Source organism: Flavobacterium sp. N502536 (genome assembly GCF_025947345.1).
Classification (GTDB): domain Bacteria; phylum Bacteroidota; class Bacteroidia; order Flavobacteriales; family Flavobacteriaceae; genus Flavobacterium.
On the sequence record NZ_CP110011.1, the window covers coordinates 2,746,437 to 2,765,641 of the forward strand.

Below are 19,205 nucleotides of genomic sequence, written 5' to 3' on the forward strand. Positions count from 1 at the left end.
TTAAATTTTAGAAAAAACAGTTGTGTAAATCGGTGTCATCCGTGGCCCATCACACAAGTCAAATAAAATAATATATGTTTACAAAATACAACAAAATAGCTTTTAGCGGCATCTTAGCTTTAAATCTATTTTTTGCCAATCCTGCAATTTCACAGGAAAAGAAGGCAAAACAAACTAATTTAGATTACACCCAATATGTAAATCCGTTTATAGGCTCAGCGGGTCACGGACACGTATTTGTGGGAGCCAATGTTCCTTTTGGAGCCGTACAACTAGGGCCTGTAAATGTTTTTGAAGGCTGGGATTGGTGCAGCGGATACAACTATGCGAGCAATACTATTTTGGGTTTCACACATACCCATTTGAGCGGAACGGGAATTGGAGATCTGAACGATATTCTTTTATTGCCGGTATCTGGAAAAGTGCCGCTTACCAAAGGAACAAAAGAAGACATGACAACGGGTTACGGATCTTATTTCTCTCATCAAAATGAGGTAAGCAAGGCAGGATATTACAGCGTTGTACTGGATAAATATAAAATTAAAGCAGAGCTGACAGCCAGCGAAAGAGTAGGTTTTCATAAATATACTTTTAATGCAACTACCGATAATCATATTTTACTGGATCTTGCAGACGGGATAGGCTGGGACAAACCGGTAAAAACATTTATCAAAAAAATCAACGAAACCACTCTTGTGGGCTATCGTTATTCTGCAGGCTGGGCGGCCGATCAGCGTATTTTTTTCACAATGGAATTTTCTGAGCCAATTTCTGCGATGGCCTTGTATGATGCGACCACTGCAATTGCCGGAAACGAGGGAGAAGCTTTAAAAATGAAAGCTGTTTTGGATTTCAAAACATTAAAAAACAAACAGATATTAGTAAAAGTTGGAATATCTCCGGTAAGTTATGAGAATGCTTCGGCAAACATTAAAGCCGAGATTCCGGGTTGGAATTTTGAGGCTGTTGCCAAAGAAGCAACTTCAAAATGGAACAAAGAACTGAACAAAATTCAGATCAAAGCCGACGATAAAACCATGAAAGTTTTTTACACGGCCATGTACCACACCATGTTTGCACCTTCCATCTTTAATGATGTCAACGGCGATTACAGAGGTACCGATAAAAAAGTGTACGAAAAAGCAAATTTTACCAACTACACCACCTTTTCACTTTGGGATACGTACCGTGGACTGCATCCTTTGTACACCCTTACACATCCCGACAAAATCAATGACATTGTAAAATCATTTTTGGCTATTTACGAGCAGCAGGGAAGATTACCGGTTTGGCATTTAATGGGGAATGAAACCAATACCATGAATGGAAACCACTCCATTGCTGTTATTGTAGATGCCTACATGAAAGGATACAGAGGTTATGATATTGCGTTGGCCTATGAAGCCATCAAAAAAACAGCGATGCAAACCCGTGACGGAATGGATTACGTGCAAAAACTGGAATATATTCCTGCCGATAAAATGGTAGAATCTGTTGGAAATGCTTTAGAATACGCTATCGACGATTATTGTGTAGCCCTAATGGCAAAAGATTTGAACAAAACCGAAGATTATAATTACTTCTCTAAAAGAGCTAATTTATACAAACTTTATTTCGACAAAGAAACTGCGTTCATGAGAGGGAAATTAACCAATGGAAATTGGAGAACACCTTTCAATCCGCTTTCATCAGCACATCGTAAAGACGATTATGTAGAGGGGAATGCCTGGCAATATACCTGGTTAGTGCCACAGGATCCTTATGGTTTGATTGATTTGTTTGGAAGTGAAGACAAATTTCTGGCCAAATTAGATTCTCTTTTTCTACTAACAGATAAAGTAGAAGGCGAAGAAATCTCTCCGGATATCAGCGGTTTAATAGGGCAGTATGCACAAGGAAATGAGCCAAATCACCATATCCCATACCTATACGCCTACGCAGGACAACCTTGGAAAACGGCGAAGTTAATCCGTGAAATCGATGAGAAATTCTACTCGACAAAACCTGATGGATTGTGCGGAAATGAAGATTTAGGACAAATGTCGGCCTGGTACGTTTTGTCTTCAATGGGATTCTACTCCGTTAATCCGGCCAACGGAATCTATGTGTTGGGAAGCCCCTTAGTAAATACAGCAACCCTGCATCATAAAAAAGACATTTCGTTTACCCTCAAAGCAATCGATAACAGCAAAACGAATATCTATATCCAAAAGGCGGAGTACAATGGAAAGCCTTACACAAAATCATACATCACACACGATATGATTGTAAAAGGAGGAGAATTGAAATTGTATATGGGAAGCAAACCGTCGACCACTTTTGGAGTGAAAAAAGAAGACAGACCGCTTTAGAATTGCAGATTTTAGATTTTTAGAAGAGATCAGTTACCATTTTTAGCTTATAGCCTATAGCTTAAAGCCTAAAGCAAAAAAATAAAAACATGAAAATAAAGAGTTTACTTTTTTTAGGGATACTACAATGTTGCATTTTGGTGAATGCGCAAGTCAAAACCATAGACGCTGTCGAATATGTAAACCCTTTAATGGGAACACAGTCTTTGCATAGTCTTTCAAACGGAAATACCTATCCGGCGATTTGCAGACCCTGGGGAATGAATTTCTGGACACCGCAAACCGGAAAAATGGGCGACGGCTGGGCCTATATTTACACCGCCGATAAGATTAGAGGATTCAAACAAACCCATCAGCCTTCACCGTGGATGAATGATTACGGACAGTTTTCGATCATGCCGGTAACCGGTAAAGTAGCTTTTACAGAAGACGAGAGAGGAAGCTGGTTCAGCCATAAAGCAGAGGTTTCAAAGCCGTATTACTACAGCGTTTACCTGGCCGATTATGATGTAACTACAGAAATTACGACTACCGAAAGAGCCGCACATTTCCAGATTACCTTTCCGGAAAACGAGCAGTCCTCTATCGTAATCGATGCTTTTGACAAAGGATCTTACATCAAAATAATTCCATCTGAAAATAAAATCATTGGATATACCACCCGCAATAGTGGCGGAGTTCCGGAGAATTTCAGAAACTATTTTGTACTGCAATTTGATAAACCTTTTACAACTAACGCGACCTGGCACGATAAAGTCCTGGAAAAAGACAAACTGGAATTAAAAGACAATCATGTAGGCGCCGTTGTTGGATTTAAAACTAAAAAAGGAGAGGTTGTAAACGTAAAAGTTTCTTCTTCCTTTATCAGTCCGGAGCAAGCGGAACTGAATTTAAAGAACGAATTGGGTACCGCATCTTTTACGGAAACCGTAGCACAATCCAAAAAGGAATGGAATAAAGTTTTAGGAAAATTAAATGCCGAAGGCGGAAGCGAAGAACAGCTAAAAACGTTTTACTCCTGCTTGTACCGCACCGTTTGTTTTCCACAAAAACAATATGAGATAAATGCAAAAGGAGAAATCGTGCACTATAGCCCGTATAACGGTAAAGTATTGCCGGGTTATATGTATGCGGGAACAGGTTTTTGGGATACTTTCCGTGCCTTGTATCCTTTGTTAAATCTGGTTTATCCTTCGATTAACAAAGAAATGCAGGAAGGATTAATCAACGATTATAAAGAGGGAGGCTTTTTGCCGGAATGGTCAAGCCCGGGATTCCGTGACGTGATGGTAGGAAACAACTCGGCCTCTGTAGTTTCAGATGCTTACATCAAAGGATTACGCGGTTACGACATCAATAAATTGTATGAAGCCTTATTGCACGGAGCCAATAACGAAGGGCCATTAGAAGCAGTAGGAAGAAAAGGAGTATCGTATTACAACACTTTGGGTTATGTTCCTTATGATGTAAAAATCAACGAAAATGCAGCCAGAACCTTAGAATATGCCTACGATGATTTTGCAATTTGGAAATTAGCCAAAGCACTGAACCGTCCAAAAAAAGAAATCAGTTTGTTCGAAAAAAGAATGATGAATTATAAGAACCTTTATAATCCTGAAATCGGATGGATGAGCGGCAGAAACAAAGACGGAAGTTTCCCTAAAAACTTTAATCCGCTTAAATGGGGAGACGCTTTTACAGAAGGAAATGCTTTGCATTATAGCTGGAGCGTATTCCATGATGTACAGGGTTTGATTGATTTAATGGGAGGGGAGAAAAAATTCACGGCCAAATTAGACGCTGTTTTTACAACACCTCCGGTTTTTGATGACAGTTACTACGGAGCTGTTATTCATGAAATTCGCGAAATGCAAATTATGAATATGGGGCAATATGCACATGGAAATCAGCCGATACAGCACATGATTTATTTGTACAACTATGCAGGAGAGCCTTGGAAAACACAATATTGGTCAAGAGAAGTTATGGATCGTTTGTACAAACCAACCCCGGACGGTTACTGCGGTGATGAAGATAACGGACAAACTTCGGCCTGGTATATTTTCTCTGCAATGGGATTCTATCCGGTTTGCCCGGGAACAGACGAGTATGTACTTGGAGCGCCTTTGTTTAAAAAAATTACGTTGGAGCTCGAAAATGGAAAGCAATTGGTTATCGATGCACCGAACAATTCGGCCGACAACAAATATGTTCAGGAATTAAAATGGAACAACACCACTCATACCCAAAACTTCATCAACCATTTTGAAGTACTAAAGGGAGGTGAATTCAAATTTGACATGAGCAGCAAACCTAATTTACAAAGAGGAACTTCGGCAAGTGCCTATCCATATTCTTATTCAACTTCAAAATAATACTATGCAGTCACGTAGAAAATTTATAAAAAATACAGGGATTTTTTCAGCAGGATTATTGGCCCTTCAAACGGATGTTTTCGGCATGCAATCGGACGTGTTCAATTTTTCGATCAAAGATTTTGTAAGCAAAAGACCCCCGCTGGCAGAACGAAAATTTACCAGTAAAGCTATTGAAGCTGCAATTGTAAGAATCAAAAAACAAATTGCCAATCCGGAACTCGCCTGGTTGTTTGAAAACTGCTTTCCAAACACCTTAGACACCACCGTTGATTTTGAAATCATTGACGGAAAACCCGATACTTATGTCATTACAGGAGATATCGATGCCATGTGGTTGCGCGACAGTACAGCACAAATTTGGCCTTATATTCCGTTTATAAAAGAAGATAAAAAACTGGCAGAATTGATAAAAGGAGTCATCAATCGTCAGACCAAATGTATCTTACTCGATCCTTATGCGAATGCTTTTTACAAAGATTTTGCACAAGTAAGTGAGTGGAAAAATGACATGACCAAGATGCAGCCCGGGATTCACGAGCGCAAATGGGAGATCGATAGTTTGTGTTACCCAATACGACTGGCACACGGTTATTGGAAGGAAACCGGGGACATTAGTTTGTTCGACAGCAAGTGGAAAGAAGCGATGCTTTTGGTATTGCAAACTTTCAAAGAGCAGCAAAGAATACATGATAAAGGACCTTACAATTTTCAGCGAGTTACAGCCTGGGCTACGGATGGTGTGCCTTTAAGCGGTTACGGTTATCCGGTAAAACCATGTGGATTAATTGTTTCGACTTTCAGACCAAGTGACGACAGTACGCTGTTTGGCTATTTGATTCCGAGTAACATGTTTGCAATTGAAGTATTGGGGTATCTGATTGAAATTTTCTCTTTGCCGGCTTTAAAAGACGACAATTTAGTCGCTAAAGCCAAAGAATTGGGTGGGCAGGTTCAAAAAGGACTGGAAGAAAACGGAATCATCGAACATCCGAAATTCGGAAAAATCATTGCTTTTGAAGTCAACGGTTACGGTAGTTTTCACATGATGGACGATGCCAATGTTCCGTCTCTATTGTCGTTACCTTATTTAGGCGCTATAGCACCGGACAATCAACTGTATCTGAATACCCGTAAAGTAGTACTTTCAGAAAACAATCCATTTTTCTACAAAGGAAAAGCAGGAGAAGGTATTGGAGGGCCGCATACCGGAACCGATACCATCTGGCCAATGAGCATCGTTTTGAGAGCCATTACCAGCGTAGACGAGCAGGAAATAAAACAATGCATCAGTAATCTGATCAAAACAAATGCGGATACCGGTTTCATGCACGAATCTTTTCATAAAGACGATGTAACCAAATTTACCCGAAAATGGTTTGCATGGGCCAACACCTTATTTGGAGAAATGATCGTACATACCAGCATTCATTATCCTCAAATTTTAAAAGACAAAAACATTTAAAAATAAATATACCATTAAGAGATTGTCCTAACCGTTAACCCGTCAGGTTTAATTGGAGGGTCAGAAACAGGTCGCCATATGGTTTACCGGATCTCTTAATAATTCAAAATAAAATAAGAATGAATAAAGAATATGCCGTTGGATTAGACATTGGAGGTACACATATCACCGCAGCGATCATTGATATAGTGGACATGAAAGTGATCGATTTTTCAGTGCACAAAGAATCTTTCGATTCAAATTTGCCTGTAGCGGAAGTAATGACCATTTGGGAAAAAGCAATTCGCACTGCGATAGAAAATTCAAAAGTAGAAATTACTACGGGATTGGCAGTTTGTATGCCGGGTCCCTTTGATTATACGAATGGTATTTGCTGGATAAAAGACCAATCTAAATACGAACATTTTTATGGGTTGAACATTCGCGATTTGTTTCAGGACCAACTGAATTTGTCGAATGATTTTCCGATTCTTTTTGAAAATGATGCCGTTTGTTTTGGTAAGGGAGAAGTTTTTAAAGACGCTGAAAACCTTTCTAAAAAAGTAATGGCAATCACGCTTGGTACCGGACTTGGAGCTTGTTTTATAGACAAAGGAGAATCGATTAGTACGGGTGATTTAGTCCCGGAAGACGGAGAAATATACAATCTGCCTTATAAAGAGGGGATTGCTGAAGATTATGTTTCTGCACGTGGACTAATAGCGGGTTATTTTGCTTTAAGCGGAAAAAAAGCAAACAATGGTTTAGAGCTTTTTAATTTGGCTAAAGCCGAGGATAAAGTGGCGATAAAAGTGTTTGAAAAAATGGGAGAAGATTTGGCGGCGATTGTTATTCCGTGGTTAGAAAAATTTTCAGCAGATAGCTTTATAATTGGAGGGAAAATAGCAAATGCAAGCGAATTTTTTCTGCCTGTTTTCCATAAAAAATTAAAAGAAGCAGGAAGCGAAGTTAACGTTTCTGTTTCTACAGATAATGAAATAGCAGCATTATTAGGCGCAACAAGTTTGCTTTACACAGCATAGTTTTGATTATATTAGATGCCACAGATTAAGAAATCCATTTGAATATTTTAATCTCTGGCAAAAAATAGTTCGTTGGCCCATAAAAGAATAGATATGACAAATTCAAATCGCAGAAATTTTATAAAAACGGCAGCTATAGCTTCAGTTGCTGTAGCTTTGCAATCTTTCAATTCAAATTCAGAAGAAGAAGAAAAAAACATAGTTTCTAAAAAAGGGAAAAAGCCAATTGTGCTTTCTACCTGGAGGTTTGGAATTCCTGCCAATGAAGCGGCCTGGGAAGTTTTAAAAAACAAAGGAACTGCTTTAGACGCTGTCGAAGCCGGAGTTAAAATTCCGGAGGCCGACCCTAAAGAAAGAAGCGTAGGGTATGGTGGACGTCCGGACAGAGATGGCCGCGTAACGTTGGATGCCTGTATTATGGATGAAAATGCCAATATAGGATCGGTGGCTGCTTTAGAATACATCAAACATCCCATATCGGTTGCAAGAGCCGTAATGGAAAAAACACCTCATGTGATGCTGGTAGGCGATGGAGCCTTGCAATTTGCCGTAGCACAAGGTTTCAAAAAAGAAAATCTGCTGACAGAGGAGTCTGAAAAAGAATGGAAAGAGTGGTTAAAAGACAGTAAATACAAACCCATTGCCAATATCGAAAATCACGATACAATTGGAATGATCGCTCTGGATGCCCAAGGAAACCTTTCGGGAGCCTGTACAACAAGTGGAATGGCGTTTAAAATGCACGGACGTGTTGGAGATTCCCCAATTATTGGAGCCGGTTTGTATGTCGACAATGAAATTGGAGCGGCAACAGCCACCGGACACGGTGAAGAAGTTATTAGAATTTCGGGTTGTCATCTTGTGGTTGAATTGATGCGACATGGTAAATCTCCTCAAAAAGCCTGCGAAGAAGCCGTTGCCCGAATTGTAAAATTAACAAAGAACAGAAACAAAGACTTAAAAGACATTCAGGTGGGTTTTATCGCCCTGAACAAAGCCGGAGAGTATGGCTCATATTGTATTCAGGGAGGTTTTAACTATGCCGTTTATGACGACACCGGAAACCGTTTAATCGATGCCGACTTTTTTCTGAAGTAAGATATTGATTTTGCCCTTGATAGGGTTAGTTATTTTGTAATGCGCAAGGATCACTGGATCTTTGCGCATTTTTTATTTTAACGTGAGTTTAATAATGACATAACTAAGAAAGAAATCAGTGTAAATCTGCGTTTTCGCTTTAGCGAATCCGTCTCATCTGTGTACATATTTGTAGCTCTTTTGGGTTAGTCTCAGATTAAGTTTAGAATTTGTTCCTCCTGTTGACAGGTGCAAAGATAAACACGACGGATACCCTCATGCCCACAAAGCTGAGAAGACAAAGTAAATTACAAAAAAAAGCTTCGGGGAGATCCGAAGCTTTTTGCGTTTTATAATTTTAACTGTGCTTAATAATGACGTAAACAAGGAAAAAATCTGTGTAAATCTGCGTTTTCGCTTTAGCGAATCCGTCTCATCCGTGTACATTATTTGCGGCTCTTTTGAGTCTATTCCTCCATTGCAGTTTCAAACTCCATATGGTCAATGGTTTCTACGGCTGCCTGTGCAGGTTTAGATGCTTTTAGTCTATTGAATCTTTCCAATTGTTCTGATTCTCCCTCTTCACCACTGAAATAAGGGAAAACATCCATAATAGGAGATTCAGAAACTGCCGGGATAGAATACTCTCCCATCGTACTTTGCATTACATGCAGCGTGTTGTCGTAAGCTTCTCTTACATCATTTGCCTGAACCAGCATGTACATATTTGACTTTCTTTCCTTACCGCTTTCTTCATCATAAGCCAATAAGGATACTTTGGATTTAAACCAACGGTCTGTATTTTCAAAAGGGTGAATTTCGGCGTAATTGGCCACTTTTATATTGGTGATTTTAAATTCCTCACTAATATAAGCCGACATCTCTTCATTAATTCTTCTCTCAGCTTCTGTATAAGACAAAGCATCTACCAAATAAGGTTCTGTTAAAACCTTTTGTCCTCCGGTTTCATCTGTCTTTCTATATTTCACTTTGCATTCGTACCAAGTTGCGCTCATCTTTGTTATTTTTTAAGGATGCCAAAGATAGATTTTACAGGAAAAAAAACTCGGAATTTACAAAATAGATATTCACAATTTCAACGCTATTTTGGTAAGATTTTGATTTTTAGCACTTAAGCTTTAGAAGGTGGAATTTATTCGAATCGTTGCTTTTATCAAAGCTAATCCTTCAATATTTTTTAGAAGAACCTCTTTTGACTGATGCTGGCTGTTTTCACTTACCAATTCAACCCAATCGTCACCTTTGTCTGATTTCTGGATCCGCCTGAGCAGCAAAAATTCTTCAAGATCAGCTGTTATAATAGCGATCAGATACAATTCTCCCCAAATGATATGCTCGATGTTGCTGCTTACCTTTTTATAGATAACAAGGTCTCCGCTTTTTAAAAGAGGGTACATACTGTCGCCACTAACATAAATGGCTCCGTCGCATTTGGGTAAGTTTGGAACCGAAACATAATCTATAGGTTTTTCGTTGGTTTCCTTAAATAAAGAAACGGCACCTGCAGCGGTTTCAACATCGAATACAGGTACAAATTGCTTTTTTATTGTTTTTGAGGTGGTGACTTCATAGACCGAAGCAGGTTCTTCAATCTCGCTCATTTTAATACCCCATTCATATTCAAAAAAAGCAGCATTTTCAAGCATATGACCTTTTCCTGTCAAAAGCCATTCCGGACTAATTTCAGGATAAATGCGAAGTATCTGCTCAATTTTTGATGCGCCAACATCTTTTACTTTATCTAAAAAACCATTCGAAAGTCCCGTTTCAATATAAAATTTCCTTCGGTTAATTCCTTTATAATCAATTATTTGTAAGATTCTATTTATAATCATTGTGCTATTTTTTAGATTATTAGATCTTTTTATGAATTTTTGTAGAATATAATCTATATATTTGTAGGTAAAAAGATACAAAAGTGTAATTTAAACAAACGTACGAAAAAAAACACGAAATATATTAATAAAGCGTAAGATCGTCAAAATTTCAGAAAGAAAGTAGCGTTGCTATTCCCAAGGATTCTTTAAGTTATGTGAGGATAGAAAAAGAGAGATGAGGTTTAACATAAAAGAACAAAATATGAATTATACGCCAAAAATAGACCCGAATAACCCGCATAGTGACCGATTGGAAAAAGCGATTACAAACCTGCTTCCGTTTGTTGCGGTAGAAGCCGTTTATGTGTCGTACAATCGACGTAATAAAGTAATGGTAATCACTTTTATTATGAAAAAAGAGAGTAATCAGGACACAGAAGCTCTGAGTGTGGTACTCGATAAACTCATAAAGGTATATCCCGATTTTATTTTTAAATTTATTGATTCTGATTGTGCCAGTGTAGGTTTTAGAAAAGGAAAACCTTTCTTTATTCGGCATTGCACGCTAAAAGAACTGGTTTATTTTGAGCCGGGAGCTGAAGTCTTTTATCCTCAAAAAAATACCTCAAAAAAGCTGATAAGAAGAGCCAGAAAAAGATTTTACCTTGATCTGGAAGCAGCTGTTGTGTCCTTTAGAAATGTATCGGTTTACACCGGAAGCAGTAATAACATTCCAATTGCCTTTGCCCTGTACCAAACCCTGAGGTATATTTACATTTGCGCCTCCGAATTTTTTACCCCTGTTTTTATTACTTCTACCTGTTTGTTTACCCATTACGATTATAGCATCGGTTTTACGCCTGAATTAAAGAAAATACTCAATAAAGATGTTGAGACGGATAACGAGATACTTAAAATGCTTAATATGAGCTATTCCTGTGTGATGGAACATAGGGAGGCAGATGACATTAACCCGGAGTTGCTTGCAAAGGCAAAAGCAAAAGTGGAATTGTTACAAAAGGAGATTAATAAACTTTTTTTAGAGTATAAAATAGTATGCAGAGAGAAGATGCAGAAACTGAGTTATCAAAAATGTACTGCAAAACACATTTTCAGCGATAAAATTCCGTCGAATTATTTTATTGATGATGCTTTGAAGAATATTGGAGCTGTAATAGCAGCGGCCTTTGAGGTAAGATGTATCTATTGTTTTGGTTATACGATAAATCATGATAAGGAGCAAGGGGCTAAGAATTATTCGGAAAAACTTCCCCGTTATCATTTTTATTTACTGATCGTGAGTCCGGAGCCCTTTGATGATGAAGTACGTTTGATGAAAGAGCTGATTCAGGAAAAATTTGAAAGCAAGTATAAAGTAACAATTCTTAGTCATTGCTCAGAATCGATTAGTAAGAAGAGACAGGATCAGAAATATTTTTTCGATCACATTTTTACAAATGGACTTCTGGTGTACAGCAATCCTTTTTATCTTTCTTATCCTAAAAAATGCATTGCAAAATGGGAGTCTCCTGTTAACGAAAAATACCAGCTAAGCAGATTATCAAAGGCACAACAATTTTTTGATCAGGCGCAGCATTCTCTCAGTTATGATTCTGTTGGTATAAAAAAAGTACTTTTCAGAAAAGTAATCGAGCAAATTTGTGCAGGGCTTATCTATTTGCATTTAGGTTATCCTTCGGGTAAATTATCAATAGACAGCTTGTTCTCTTTATTAAAATACATTCAGGATATCGAACTTCCTTTTGATTGTAACAATGAAAAGGAAAAAACGCTTTTTCGATACCTTTCCGAGACAGCGGTAGTGCCTATAAGTGCAGCAAAACAGTATGTTAAGAACGAGTATGATAAACTTATTGAGTATAAGTGTATCTTATTTTTGAAGCATGCAAATGATCTGACAGAGAAAGCAGCCGAAAAATTAGATTATAGGAAGACTCGTTTTTTTAGTTAATTGTCGGACTCTGTAAAGAGTTCTATTAAAAATTGCACAAAGGCTTTTGACTTGGTGCAATTTTTTCATTTTCTACGGATGCCTTTTTGTGAATATCTTCTGCTTTTTTACCTAATGAAGGTACAGAGGTTTGTTCTTTTAGAATGAAATAACCCTTAGAATTTGACTTAGATTATCCTGGCCTTATACTATCTTATCTGATGTTGTTTCTGTGGGACTTTTTTTATGAAAATAATTGAATTGAGGTTTTTTTATTTGTTTTATTTGCGCCAAATTTTGCCTTTTTAGGATGGAATTTGAATTTTACTTATGAATCATTGCGCGTTTTTTGACCGCGTTACTTGCAAGGGTGATTTACTGTAATTAATAGGCTGCACATTTATAGATCACAAACTACAGTCTTAAGCAATAATGCATAGTTGATCAGAATTGAAATGAAAAAATTTTTGTTTTTTGGGGCAATTGCCCTAATGTTAGGAGTAAGTGCATTTGCTGGTGAGGAGGGTAATGATGAATGCCCAAGTCATTGTGGAAATAATAACCAACTTTGTTGTAAAACTAAAGGAGGAAGTACTTATTACGGAGGTGTACTACATTAGTATTTTATGCAGGCTGTCTTGTAACAAGACAGCCTACATTATTAATAATATAACATTAAGTATTATCATATGAAGAAGATAGTTGTACTAGTATTACTTTGTTTGATCTCTATTGCATTAATTTTTGTTTTGCATACAATTTGTTTAAAACAAAATATAAATATTGGTACGTTTAAAAGGGATTTTATCAATGTAAATTTTAATAAAAGCAGTAAAATAGACTTGCCTTTTAATTGTAACAATATTATTGAAGTAAATGATAAGTATATTGTTTTAAATGAAATAGGTTTAAATAAAATAATAAAAATTGACTTCAATACTAAAAAATATACATTACTAGATTTAAAGCACAGGGATCATAATTCAAATTTTGTTAATGATACATTGTATTCTTTCGATCCTTATTTGAAAATGGGATTTAGATATGATGTAAACTTAAGAAAAATTGATAGTATTGATTTTAAATTCTCTTTTGATAGGGCAATTGCAATTGGACGTGGTGAAATTTTATTCAGGGCTTCCAATAAAGATTTCACTAAAGGAATATTTAAAAGTTACGATATCCAAAAGTCAAAAGGTAATGAGCTTTCAATTCGATTAAATGACAGTTCTGAAATCGACGGAGGGTTATCAAGTGATGGTTTTTTTGCTTTTCAAAAAAGCAATTTGTTTTATATTCAATTTAATAAAGGACGATTCTATAAAGTTGATCTAAACTTACGACGTATCAAAAGTTTTAAGACGATAGATAAAATAGAAAGGGTTGGCGATATAAAAATCTCTAAGGACTCATCGTTTTACTTTTCTAAACCAGTCTTGAATATTAACCTGTTTTCATTAATTCATAAAGATAAGCTATTTGTGGTGTCGTTTGCTAAAGGAAAGGCAGATGCTTTGAGCAAGTTTTTAAAGTATAGAACAGTAGATGTTTATAGTGTTAATAGTGGTAAATATTGTAATAGCTTTTATTTGCCTAATAATGCAGATGAAAAAACGCGTGATATAAAAATGAGTAATAACAAATTGTATTTACTATTCAACTCCAAAATTATTATTTATGAACTATAGAAGAAAATATATGGAAGGAGTTTGTTATCTGATGGCAGTATTATTTTTTTATGCTGCTTTCTCAAAAATGGTTGAATTAGATGTTTTTTTTAAACAATTAGGGAAATCACCATTAATTCCATTTAATATGCAAGAAAACGCTGGAGTTGGTGTTCTGGTTGTTGAATTTTTGGTTGTTTACTTTGTTTACAAAAGGAAATTTCAATTAGCATTAATAATATCTTTCTTTTTAATGGCATTTTTTTCTTTGTACATTGGTTACTTGATGTATTTCTCATATTATATTCCATGCAGCTGTGGAGGTATTCTTGGTACTATGTCATGGAGTGTACATTTGATTTTTAATATCATTTTAACAGTTGTCATTGCGATAGCATACATAATTTCCGAATGAAAAAAATAATTACACTAACATTCATCATTACTTCATTTTTTGGTTTTTCTCAGGAAGTAGTTAAAAATGAGTTGATTGATTCTTCAAAAACAGAGACTCTCAAAGAGATAAAAATCATTCAGAATAAGAGAAAAGCTGGAGTTTATAAACTTCGCTTACCCAAAGAAATTTTAAAAAATGAGAGTATGGGTAAGACTTTGCGGAGAGTCGAGAACATTACCTTAGATAACAATAAAACTGTTTATTTTAAAGGGAAGAGAATCAAAAATTACATTTATAATGATAAAGTCATAACTCAGGAAGAATTTTTCAAACTATTGTCTGAGAACATTGTTTCTTTTCAGATTGTTGAGAATTATTTTAATTTATCAACTGGTGAGAATGAACTCGTTATAAAAGTAATGGACAATAATGGTAATGTAGATAACATAAAAGGCTCTGTCGACGGAACGCTTGGTTTTTTGCAGGAATTTAACTTTCTAGGCTCGAGTGTATTTTATAAAAAGAATAAATTTTCAACAGTTCTGAATATTTCCGGTCTCAAAAATGTTTCGGATAACAGCTCGGAGGAAACGTATAATGGGAATACTTTAAATTATGCGAACCACAGAGTTTTGTACCAGTCCAATTTCTCCATGCTTAATGTTTATGAAATCGATAAGTCAAGTAGTATTTCGTTGCGAAATAAGTACTCGGTAGTAGATGAAAACAGAGTTAGTTTTTTTCCGGATTTATCAGAGGCAGCTTATTTTTTTCTGGTTCGCGATTATAACACCAATGTGAGGTACGAGAAGCGAACAGTAAATAATTTAGAGTATAAACTCAATTTAGACTATGTAAACAGCAATAATAAAATTGAAAACAGGTTTAATAAATCGAATCAAAAATTTACCGAATGGACATTTAGTTCCTCTGTTTCAAAATCAATTAATAAATTATATGTTCAATCGGCATTAGTACTAACGTATCGCAATTATGTTTTTGATAATGTAACAGATAGAAGTGAGGTGAAGCAAAATATCGTAACTCCTTTTGTCAGTTTTAGTTACGACATCAACCCTAATAATTCATTGGTATTTGGAAACAGATTTCAGTTTTCTGAGGATAAAGTCAACAATGATGTCGTTTTTCATCATAATTTTTATCTGCCAAATTTTACTTATTTCTCGAAAATTGACTCCATATTAGATGTAGAATTCAATTATAAGAGATACGTCGTCAGACCAAGTATCAGATCAATTTCGAACTTTACTTATCAGGATTTTAATAATAATTCAGTTGTAAATCCGTCTTATATAAAACCTGAAATCGACAATTCTTTTTCTCTCGATTTAGTGAAGAACATAAAGAAAGTCGATTTAACCTTAAATTTCGGTTATTTAAAATCATCCAATAATATTTCTGTTGTCAATACCCTAGATGCGTACAAAATGGTTTCTGAAAATGTAAATCTGGATTCCTATAATAGCCGCTCAGTAGGTACTTCTGTTTCCTTTAAATTTTATAAAGAATCGAGGTTCAACTTAAATTATAGTTACACAAAGTTAAAAATGCAAAAGGCAAATGAAATTCATAAAGGAGTTGTGAATTATCTTGATTTATCTGTTAGCGGCAATATTGATAAAAGCACCATGTATTCGATTAACTCTTATTACATCGACAGGTTTTACGATTTTAATTTATATCGTTCGGTGAAACCGGATCTTTCGTTAAGTGTATCACGTAATTTGCTTAAAGACAAACTAAATATTAGCCTGGAGTATAGAAATATATTGAATACTGATGCAAACAGAATGTTGCGATTTAGAGATAGTGGCAATGAATATGTGTTAAACAATACCAACACATCTAATATGATCTTAATAAATGCATCCTATAATTTCGGAAAAACATTTAAAGTAAATCGCAAATACATTCGGAATATTAGTTCGGATATGAAGTTGTAAATTCAGGGACCATTCGATACCTTATGGAATTTTAGGACGAGACATTTATAACAAAAAAAGCTTCAGATTTCTCTGAAGCTTTGTCTTTATAAGAGGGCGTCTTAAAAATTTGTATTTACTTTTTTAGAACGGTCTGCAACATAGGAAATAAGCCAGGTTATTGGTCCTTCTTTTACAAAAAATATTTTTTTCTTCTCTAAATTTGGAATGCTTTCTACGCAGGCCGATAGTATGTTATTTGCCGAAATAAGGTATTTCTGATCGTATATGTTTAATACTCTTGCCGCTTCCTTGTTGGTTTTAGAAAGATTGTTAAACTTGTTGAAGTTATTCTTCAGGATCGCATCATAATCGATAATATCTTCAAGTTTTATAGGCAGGAAATGATCTTTGGTGTCTTCATTATAATATAATGTGGTAAAGGCCCAAACAGCTCCACCGGACAAATAGATCTTTTCTTTTTTCAATAAAAGAGGATTTGCATCAAGCATTTCTTTGATCTTTTTACGTACCACCGGATTAAAATCAAAAGATTTTTCCTGATATACCGACATATCACTCGCCTGACTTTGGTTTACAACCGTCTTTTTTACAGCATCAGTAAGAGACATAGTACCAAAATCAAGTTCCAAAGGAATAAACTCTAATTTGTTATCAGCAAGTTCATCAATGTAGCCACCTTTAGTACTTGCAGCACCAATATCAAGAAGCAGAGCATTAGCATAATCAACAGGAGGTATAGAACCTTTAACTAGTATTTTAGCTTCCTCGTCAACATTAATAACATCAAGCTCTTTGTTGGTTAGGGTACTGATTTTGTTTTTTAAAGCATCAAGGTTGCGGGCAGATCCGAAAACAGAAGAAGCTACTAAAAAGATATTTTCTTCTGGGATTTTAAATTGTGCTCTTATTTTTGTCAATTGAGTAAAAACGATAAGACCAGCTTTACTAATGTCTTCCTGAGTAAGTTCGCCATTTGTAGTGATGTGTTTGGCAAAACTCAAACCTTCATCATTTGAGTAGTAGGAAATTTTATAGTCCGCTTTTTTGATATTGTTTACGTCAAGGACTGTTACCTTTATTGTTCTGCGTCCGATTTCAATTCCGGCATAAAGATTTTTTTGAGCAAATGAACTTATGGAAAAGAATAAACTGAAAAGTATAAAAACTAGGATTTTGGGGGTGTTTTTTTTAAGCATTGTATTTAATTATGTTATAATAATTTATTGATAAAGATTGTAAGTTGTTGTTGTTTAGAAATTATAAGGTTAAGTAAAAAAATAACGGTTTTTTAAAGTAAATAATTTAAAACCGTAGAAATGAGTTCTTAAAAGTGATTCAGTTTTTTGTTGTGATAATTTTAAAAAGCAAAAAAGGCTTTATAATTGTTAATGTATAAATGACTAGATTAAAGAGTAATTGCCCATCAGGACTGATAAAAAACGACTAAATATTCAGGGCGCAAATTTATAAAAACAATTACGAATACAAACCCGGTTATTAAGAAAACATATTATTTAATTGTTAAGGAAATCCCGTAAAGTAATTGACAGACAATTCCGTATTTTTTGAGTATTGAAAAAGAATACTAACAGGAAATGATCTGATAACAGGAGTCTCTGATATTTATGAGATCTCTTAAATTTGTCTTGTTTTCAGCATAGTCTGCAGTTTCAATGAAGGGTAAGTATTGTGATATTGCGTTGTATTCTTCCTGAGGTTTTCGTTTTTTATAGTAGTTTTGTTTTTAGAAGTGGCACAACGTCAGAGACATTTGCGTCGTATTCAGTAGAACAATCGGGGGAGTGAGGTTTAATAAAAAAAATAAGGAGATGAAACAAAATATTTATGATGATACAGATTTTTTTGAAAACTATGGTAAAATGTTACGTTCGATAGATGGATTGAACTCAGCAGGAGAGTGGCATGTTTTAAAAAAGATGCTGCCCGATTTTCAGGGAAAAAATGTTCTTGATCTTGGTTGCGGTTATGGATGGCATTGTATTTATGCAAAGGAACAAGGAGCAGAGAATGTCATTGGAATTGATTTGTCGAAGAAAATGATTGATAAAGCAAAGGAAAAATCAAAGGGATTATCAATAACTTATTACCAAATGCCAATTGAAGATATTGTATTTGAAAAGGAACAGTTTGACATTATTTTTAGCTCGCTTACCTTTCATTATGTACAAGATCTGGAAGCTCTTTTTCGTAAAATCTATCAGTATTTGAAGAAAGGCGGGAGTTTTGTTTTTTCTATGGAGCATCCCGTTTTTACAGCAAAAAACGAGCAGGATTGGTTCAGGGATGAAAATGAAAACCGACTACATTGGCCAGTTGACAATTACCAGTACGAAGGAGTGAGGCAAACGTTTTTTTTAGGTCATGAAGTAGTAAAATACCATCGAACGGTAGCAAGTATTCTAAATATGGTAATTAATTCAGGTTTTAGTATTACACAAATAGCTGAGCCTAAACCGTCAGAGGAAATCATTGAAAAGTATCCGGAAATGAAAGAGGAATTAAGAAGACCAATTTTTATTATGATTTCTGCTGGAAAACCATAAAGGAATGAATTTTGAATTCATATAGCAAGTATAAACGAAAAGAAGCGTCTTCAGTTCAATTGAGACAGCTTCTTTTCATTTTACTCCGTTAGATTACTCTATCAAATTTTCCTCTATTAATTCTTCAAAAGATTTATTTAATTCTTCCGTTTCATCATCATCATGATAATAAATCCAAACTTTATTATCAGGAGAAATAAATACCGGATCTCCATTTCCACTAACGGAAATGACATAACTGGATTGTATTAATTCACATCTGTTATCAACCAGATAGTTACTTCTAAAATCCTTTGTTAAATCGATAACAGTTTCTTCTGATAACATTTCGCAGTTATTAAAACCATAAACCGGAAAACCTGTATAGCTACCTCCAAAGAGACTTAAAAACTGTGCATAATCATTATCGAATTTTACATTAAGTTCGGTTTCAGCATTTTTAATTGTTTCTTCATTAACCGGTTTACCTGCAAACAAATCATCATCTGACAGTATTACTTTTATTTTATCTATTAATTCTTGTTTCATATT

14 protein-coding genes are annotated in these 19,205 nt (G+C 35.4%); 10 read left to right on the forward strand and 4 right to left on the reverse strand.

All coding sequences use genetic code 11. The annotated features are described in order from the left end of the window. Positions 1–74 precede the first annotated feature (74 nt). From OLM61_RS11920 to OLM61_RS11940, 5 genes are all read left to right on the forward strand, one after another. On the forward strand, positions 75–2,351 hold the full coding sequence (locus OLM61_RS11920) for a GH92 family glycosyl hydrolase (protein ID WP_264522904.1): 2,277 nt from the start codon (positions 75–77) through the stop codon (positions 2,349–2,351). 89 nt (positions 2,352–2,440) lie between these two features. Then, complete coding sequence (locus tag OLM61_RS11925) at positions 2,441–4,726, forward strand: GH92 family glycosyl hydrolase (protein WP_264522905.1); 2,286 nt, start codon at positions 2,441–2,443, stop codon at positions 4,724–4,726. 4 nt (positions 4,727–4,730) lie between these two features. Continuing rightward, positions 4,731–6,191: a glycoside hydrolase family 125 protein gene (locus OLM61_RS11930; RefSeq protein WP_264522906.1), complete on the forward strand. Its 1,461-nt coding sequence runs from the start codon at positions 4,731–4,733 to the stop codon at positions 6,189–6,191. 119 nt (positions 6,192–6,310) lie between these two features. After that, entirely contained in the window at positions 6,311–7,213 is a 903-nt protein-coding gene (locus OLM61_RS11935) for an ROK family protein (protein ID WP_264522907.1), read from the forward strand. A 93-nt stretch (positions 7,214–7,306) separates the two neighbouring features. Then, a complete protein-coding gene (locus OLM61_RS11940; protein ID WP_264522908.1) occupies positions 7,307–8,311 on the forward strand; it encodes an isoaspartyl peptidase/L-asparaginase family protein in 1,005 nt (334 codons plus the stop codon). Positions 8,312–8,757: 446 nt separating this feature from the next. On the opposite strand, the gene OLM61_RS11945 is transcribed toward OLM61_RS11940, so the two are convergent. Together OLM61_RS11945 and OLM61_RS11950 are read right to left on the reverse strand one after the other, a co-directional pair. Continuing rightward, a complete protein-coding gene (locus OLM61_RS11945) occupies positions 8,758–9,306 on the reverse strand; it encodes a DUF4494 domain-containing protein (protein ID WP_264522909.1) in 549 nt (182 codons plus the stop codon). A 123-nt stretch (positions 9,307–9,429) separates the two neighbouring features. Further along, positions 9,430–10,146: a helix-turn-helix transcriptional regulator gene (locus OLM61_RS11950; RefSeq protein ID WP_264522910.1), complete on the reverse strand. Its 717-nt coding sequence runs from the start codon at positions 10,144–10,146 to the stop codon at positions 9,430–9,432. 244 nt (positions 10,147–10,390) lie between these two features. Between OLM61_RS11950 and OLM61_RS11955 the strand changes: the two genes are divergently transcribed. The 4 genes from OLM61_RS11955 to OLM61_RS11970 all read left to right on the forward strand — a co-directional run bounded on the left by OLM61_RS11955 (position 10,391) and on the right by OLM61_RS11970 (position 16,107). Further along, positions 10,391–12,100 carry a hypothetical protein gene (locus OLM61_RS11955; protein WP_264522911.1) on the forward strand — a complete coding sequence of 570 codons (1,710 nt, stop codon included), beginning with the start codon at positions 10,391–10,393 and terminating at the stop codon, positions 12,098–12,100. Between the two features lie 668 nt (positions 12,101–12,768). Continuing rightward, a complete protein-coding gene (locus tag OLM61_RS11960; RefSeq protein ID WP_264522912.1) occupies positions 12,769–13,767 on the forward strand; it encodes a hypothetical protein in 999 nt (332 codons plus the stop codon). Beyond that, on the forward strand, positions 13,757–14,161 hold the full coding sequence (locus OLM61_RS11965) for a MauE/DoxX family redox-associated membrane protein (protein WP_264522913.1): 405 nt from the start codon (positions 13,757–13,759) through the stop codon (positions 14,159–14,161). Before OLM61_RS11960 ends, OLM61_RS11965 begins: the two co-directional genes overlap by 11 nt. Beyond that, complete coding sequence (locus tag OLM61_RS11970) at positions 14,158–16,107, forward strand: outer membrane beta-barrel family protein (RefSeq protein ID WP_264522914.1); 1,950 nt, start codon at positions 14,158–14,160, stop codon at positions 16,105–16,107. Before OLM61_RS11965 ends, OLM61_RS11970 begins: the two co-directional genes overlap by 4 nt. A gap of 101 nt (positions 16,108–16,208) precedes the next feature. On the opposite strand, the gene OLM61_RS11975 is transcribed toward OLM61_RS11970, so the two are convergent. Continuing rightward, on the reverse strand, positions 16,209–17,306 hold the full coding sequence (locus tag OLM61_RS11975; protein ID WP_264522915.1) for an exopolyphosphatase: 1,098 nt from the start codon (positions 17,304–17,306) through the stop codon (positions 16,209–16,211). A gap of 633 nt (positions 17,307–17,939) precedes the next feature. Between OLM61_RS11975 and OLM61_RS11980 the strand changes: the two genes are divergently transcribed. After that, the gene (locus OLM61_RS11980) at positions 17,940–18,674 is read left to right on the forward strand and encodes a class I SAM-dependent methyltransferase (RefSeq protein ID WP_264522916.1); all 735 of its coding nucleotides are present in this window, start codon (positions 17,940–17,942) and stop codon (positions 18,672–18,674) included. A 93-nt stretch (positions 18,675–18,767) separates the two neighbouring features. Here OLM61_RS11980 and OLM61_RS11985 read toward each other — a convergent pair whose 3' ends face one another. Then, entirely contained in the window at positions 18,768–19,202 is a 435-nt protein-coding gene (locus OLM61_RS11985; protein ID WP_264522917.1) for an SMI1/KNR4 family protein, read from the reverse strand. Between the last annotated feature and the right edge of the window lie 3 nt (positions 19,203–19,205).

Coding starts and splice junctions, on each gene's coding strand:
- OLM61_RS11920 (WP_264522904.1), top strand. CDS start 75: ATGTTTACAAAATACAACAAAATAGCTTTTAGCGGCATCTTAGCTTTA.
- OLM61_RS11925 (WP_264522905.1), top strand. CDS start 2,441: ATGAAAATAAAGAGTTTACTTTTTTTAGGGATACTACAATGTTGCATT.
- OLM61_RS11930 (WP_264522906.1), top strand. CDS start 4,731: ATGCAGTCACGTAGAAAATTTATAAAAAATACAGGGATTTTTTCAGCA.
- OLM61_RS11935 (WP_264522907.1), top strand. CDS start 6,311: ATGAATAAAGAATATGCCGTTGGATTAGACATTGGAGGTACACATATC.
- OLM61_RS11940 (WP_264522908.1), top strand. CDS start 7,307: ATGACAAATTCAAATCGCAGAAATTTTATAAAAACGGCAGCTATAGCT.
- OLM61_RS11945 (WP_264522909.1), bottom strand. CDS start 9,306: ATGAGCGCAACTTGGTACGAATGCAAAGTGAAATATAGAAAGACAGAT.
- OLM61_RS11950 (WP_264522910.1), bottom strand. CDS start 10,146: ATGATTATAAATAGAATCTTACAAATAATTGATTATAAAGGAATTAAC.
- OLM61_RS11955 (WP_264522911.1), top strand. CDS start 10,391: ATGAATTATACGCCAAAAATAGACCCGAATAACCCGCATAGTGACCGA.
- OLM61_RS11960 (WP_264522912.1), top strand. CDS start 12,769: ATGAAGAAGATAGTTGTACTAGTATTACTTTGTTTGATCTCTATTGCA.
- OLM61_RS11965 (WP_264522913.1), top strand. CDS start 13,757: ATGAACTATAGAAGAAAATATATGGAAGGAGTTTGTTATCTGATGGCA.
- OLM61_RS11970 (WP_264522914.1), top strand. CDS start 14,158: ATGAAAAAAATAATTACACTAACATTCATCATTACTTCATTTTTTGGT.
- OLM61_RS11975 (WP_264522915.1), bottom strand. CDS start 17,306: ATGCTTAAAAAAAACACCCCCAAAATCCTAGTTTTTATACTTTTCAGT.
- OLM61_RS11980 (WP_264522916.1), top strand. CDS start 17,940: ATGAAACAAAATATTTATGATGATACAGATTTTTTTGAAAACTATGGT.
- OLM61_RS11985 (WP_264522917.1), bottom strand. CDS start 19,202: ATGAAACAAGAATTAATAGATAAAATAAAAGTAATACTGTCAGATGAT.